Below are 4,205 nucleotides of genomic sequence, written 5' to 3'. Positions count from 1 at the left end.
ATCAAGAAGAATGCCGCCGCGGTCGTTGATGGCGACGACCTGCGCCTCCGCCGTCTTCAGATAGGCGTCGTCGCGAAACAGCGCTTCGGTTCTGTGCCCCATCACGCCACCTTTTCGAACGGCACCGAGATATCGGCCTTCTCTTCCATCCAGCCCGGCACCGGCAGGTTCTTGCCGCGCAGGAACTCGGGATTGAAGAGCTTCGACTGGTAGCGTGTCCCGTAGTCGGCGAGGATGGTCACGATGGTATGGCCCGGGCCAAGCTCGCGCGCCAGCCGGATGGCGCCGGCGATGTTGATGCCGGTCGAGCCGCCGACGCAGAGACCCTCTTGCTGGATCAGGTCGAAGATGATCGGCAGCGCCTCCTCGTCCGGGATCTGGTAGGAAAAGTCCGGCGTGAAGCCCTCGAGATTGGCGGTGATGCGCCCTTGGCCGATGCCTTCGGTGATCGAGCTGCCGTCAGCCTTCAGTTCACCGCTGGTGTAGAAGCTGTAGAGGGCGGCGCCCAGCGGATCGGCGAGCGCGATCTTGACTTGCCTGCTCTTGCCCTTCAGTCCGATCGCAACGCCGGCGAGCGTGCCGCCGGTGCCGACGGCCGACACGAAGCCGTCGACCTTGCCGCCGGTCTGGGCCCAGATCTCTTCCGCCGTGGTGCGGATATGGCCGTCGCGGTTGGCGACATTGTCGAACTGGTTTGCCCAGATCGCCCCGTTCGGCTCCGACCGCGCCAACTGCTCGGCGAGCCGTCCCGACAGCTTCACGTAATTGTTGGGGTTCTTGTAGGGCACGGCCGGCACTTCGATCAGCTCGGCTCCCAGGATCTTGATCGTGTCCTTTTTCTCCTGGCTCTGCGTATCGGGAATGACGATCACAGTCCGGTAGCCAAGCGCCTTGGCGACCAGCGTCAGGCCGATGCCGGTGTTGCCGGCGGTCCCTTCGACGATGACACCACCCGGCCGCAGCAATCCGCGCTGCTCGGCGTCCCTGATGATGAACAGGCCGGCCCGATCCTTGACAGATTGCCCCGGATTCATGAATTCGGCCTTGCCCAGGATCTCGCAGCCGGTTGCATCCGAAGCCTTGTTGAGCCGGATCAAGGGTGTGTTGCCGATCGCTTCGATCACATTACGGGGCATGAGGATTCCTTTATGCGTGCGGCGAGACCCTAGAAACCGGAGGCTTCGGTTTCAAGGCAAGATTTTGCCTGGTCCAGTCGCATTCCGGATGCTGCAACGCTCCCAATCATTTCGACGATATGCCCAAAAGCGCTCTTTTCATCCGAATTCTACATCGCTAGAGCACTGACCCAGATAATTCGCAGGACTACTTTCAATGACACTCTACCGGGCCAATCCGAAGGACGGTGTCGCCTGGATCACCGGCGGCAGCAGCGGCCTCGGCCGGGCGCTGGCCAAGGATCTCGCAAGGCAGGGTTATACAGTCGCGGTGACGGCGCTGCCGAGCGATCCGGTCGACACGCTGCTGGTCGAGACGGCGCAGATGACCGGCCGTGTAGAATCTTTTCCCTGCGACGTGACCGACGAAGAAGGAATGGCACGGACGGTCGCCGCGATCGAGAAGGACATGGGGCCGATCGTGCTTGCCGTCTTCAACGCCGGCAACTACATCGCCACCCCGGGCGAACACCTTGTGGTGCGCGACTTTCACCGCTCCTTCGCCGTCAATTATTTCGGCATCGTCAACGGCCTGGTGCCCGTGGTCGACTATATGCGCGCGCGGGGGCGCGGGCATGTCGTTCTGGTCGGATCGGTCACTGCCTATTCCGGCTGGCCGACCACCGCGGCCTATGGCGGCACCAAGGCGGCGATCAACATCCTGGCGGAATCGCTGAAATACGACTTCGACAAGATGAACATCCGCATCCAGGTGATGAATCCGGGCTTCGTCGACACGCCGCTGACCGAAAAGAACATGCTGCCGATGCCGGGCCTGATGCCCGTTCACCGGGCGTCGCGCCGCATGGCGCGAGGCATCCGGAAGGGCGGTTTCGAAGTCACCTTCCCGTATCACATTAGCTGGCCCTTGAAGCTGCTCGGTCTGCTGCCGCGGCCCATAGGCCGCCTGGTGATCGGGCTGACCACGAGCTGGTGGGCACGGCCATTGAATTTCGACCGCAAGATGCCCGGCAAGACGGGCACCTCTCCAGACCAGGCGGCATAGACATGCCACCCAAACTGCGCAGCAGGCTTGGGATTGCAACATGCGAAGAAGAATAGCGCGCGTCGCATAGACCCGCTCAGGCGTGCCTTAAGCCGGCAACACTGCGATTGCCTGCCGGCGAATGCGGCCATAGGTTGAGAATTGTTGCTTGGAGTCGGCGATGGGGCGGCGGATCGTGCTTGCGGTACTGGGTCTAGCCGTCATCCTTGTCGCTGGTTTCTTTCTCGGCCCACGTGTGGCGGTTTCTACGACAATCCGCTTCGATCCGTCGGTGATCGGCGACGATCCACAGGCATATCTGGCGCGCGAAGAAGCCGCCGTGCCCAATATCCGCGACGGCTTGGACAAGGAAATCATCTGGGCGAACCCGATGGTTCACGCCAAGACGAAGCTTGCGATCGTCTACATCCATGGCTTTTCGGCCTCGAAAGGCGAGGTGCGCCCGCTGCCGGACGACGTCGCCGACGAATTGGACGCAAACCTCTTCTACACCCGCTTGACCGGTCACGGGCAGGACGGCGCCGCCATGGCCGAGGGCAGCGTCAACGCATGGATCAACGACTATGAAGAGGCTTTAGCCATCGGCCGCGCGATCGGTGACAAGGTGATCGTTATCGCCACCTCGACCGGCGGCTCGCTGGCGACATGGGCGGCGACCCAGCCTGGCGCCTCCGACGGCGTCGCGGCGATCGCGTTCATCTCGCCGAATTTCGGCGTCAAGGCGTCCGGCGCCGAACTCCTGACCATGCCTTGGGGTAAACAGATCGCCGAGATCGTCGGCGGCAAGGAGCGCAGCTTTCCGCCGCGCAACCCGCTACACGAAAAATTCTGGACCACCAAATATCCGATGGCGGCGACGCTGCCGATGGCCGCGCTCACCGATCTCGCCTATGGCGCGCCGGTCGAGAAGGCAACCATCCCTGCCCTGTTCATCTTCTCGGATGCCGACAAGGTGGTGCGGCCGGACCGCACGCGCGAGATCGCCGGCCGCTGGGGTGGCCCGCACGAACTGGTGCCGGTCGACGATACCGGCGACCCGGACAACCACGTCATTGCGGGCGATGCGCTGTCACCGCAGACCACGGCCTTTCTCACCGAGCGTATCGTGGTCTGGGTGAAGGCGCTCATGCAGCAATCAAGCCAGTGAAATTGGAAACGGCCGGAGTAACACTCCGGCCGTCCGTGCCCATTTTCCATCAGGCGTTGGTAGAGACTTAAGCCGCGCGGTTCGCCGGCCGCTTGCCGCCGAAACGACGCTTGTTGTTGCCCTTGAAGCGCTTGAAGCCATCAGGCTTGCGCTCGCCATTCGGCTTCGCGCCTGCCGGACGTTCGCCTTGCGGCTTCGGCGCGAATTGCCGCTCGCCGCTGGGCTGGCCGCCGAAGCGCTTCTTGCCATTGTTGCCGCTGCCGGGGCGACGGCCATCGCGGCGGCCGCCGTGATGCTCCCGATCGTTGGCCGGCTCGAAATGGCGCTCGGTCTTTTCCTTCGGATCGCGCTGCGGATCAGGGCTGCCAAGATGATCGGCGATGACCGGCAGCCGCATGCGGATGATGCGCTCCACCTGCCTCAGCTTGCCGTTCTCCGACGGATCGCAAAGCGTGATCGCGATGCCGTCGCGGCCGTTGCGGCCAGTGCGGCCGATGCGGTGGACATAGCTTTCCGCTTCATCCGGCAGGTCGAAGTTCACGACATGGCTGATGCCGGGCACGTCGATGCCGCGCGCGGCGATGTCGGTCGCCACCAGGATGCGCACCGATCCGTCGCGGAAATCGTTGAGCGCCTTCTGGCGCGCGTTCTGCGACTTGTTGCCGTGGATGACGGCGGCGTTGAAGCCGTCGCGGGCAAGGTCCTTGGTGACGCGGTCGGCGCCGTGCTTGGTGCGCGAGAACACGATCACCGAGCGCATCGCCTCGTCGGCCAGCATCTTGGACAGCACCTGGCGCTTCTGCTTGGTGCGGGCCAGCACCACGCTCTGCACGATCTCGGCCGCGGTCGTGCTCTGCGGCGCGACCTCGATACGAAC

The 4,205-nt window shown here is 63.6% G+C and carries 4 protein-coding genes and 1 pseudogene; 2 read left to right on the top strand and 3 right to left on the bottom strand.

Features of this window, described 5'->3' with window-relative positions:
• Both EOA29_RS43270 and EOA29_RS27430 read right to left on the bottom strand, forming a co-directional pair.
• Positions 1 to 102: pseudogene (locus EOA29_RS43270) on the bottom strand (alanyl-tRNA editing protein); the annotation flags it as partial.
• Positions 102 to 1,136 (bottom strand): cysteine synthase A, encoded by a 1,035-nt coding sequence (locus EOA29_RS27430; protein ID WP_126094078.1) that lies wholly within the window; start codon positions 1,134 to 1,136, stop codon positions 102 to 104. The pseudogene EOA29_RS43270 and the gene EOA29_RS27430, both read right to left, overlap by 1 nt.
• Before the next feature lie 196 nt (positions 1,137 to 1,332).
• Here EOA29_RS27430 and EOA29_RS27425 point away from each other — a divergent pair, with 196 nt between their 5' ends.
• A complete protein-coding gene (locus tag EOA29_RS27425; RefSeq protein ID WP_126094079.1) occupies positions 1,333 to 2,181 on the top strand; it encodes an SDR family oxidoreductase in 849 nt (282 codons plus the stop codon).
• Positions 2,182 to 2,341: 160 nt separating this feature from the next.
• The gene (locus tag EOA29_RS27420) at positions 2,342 to 3,328 is read left to right on the top strand and encodes an alpha/beta fold hydrolase (RefSeq protein WP_126094080.1); all 987 of its coding nucleotides are present in this window, start codon (positions 2,342 to 2,344) and stop codon (positions 3,326 to 3,328) included.
• A 67-nt stretch (positions 3,329 to 3,395) separates the two neighbouring features.
• Here EOA29_RS27420 and EOA29_RS27415 read toward each other — a convergent pair.
• Positions 3,396 to 4,205 (bottom strand): helicase C-terminal domain-containing protein (locus EOA29_RS27415; protein ID WP_145969824.1); only part of this gene is annotated, 810 nt, incomplete at its 5' end.

The sequence above is a fragment of the Mesorhizobium sp. M1E.F.Ca.ET.063.01.1.1 genome (assembly GCF_003998155.1).
In the GTDB taxonomy this organism is placed as follows: domain Bacteria; phylum Pseudomonadota; class Alphaproteobacteria; order Rhizobiales; family Rhizobiaceae; genus Mesorhizobium.
This window is presented reverse-complemented; position numbering and strand designations above follow the sequence as displayed.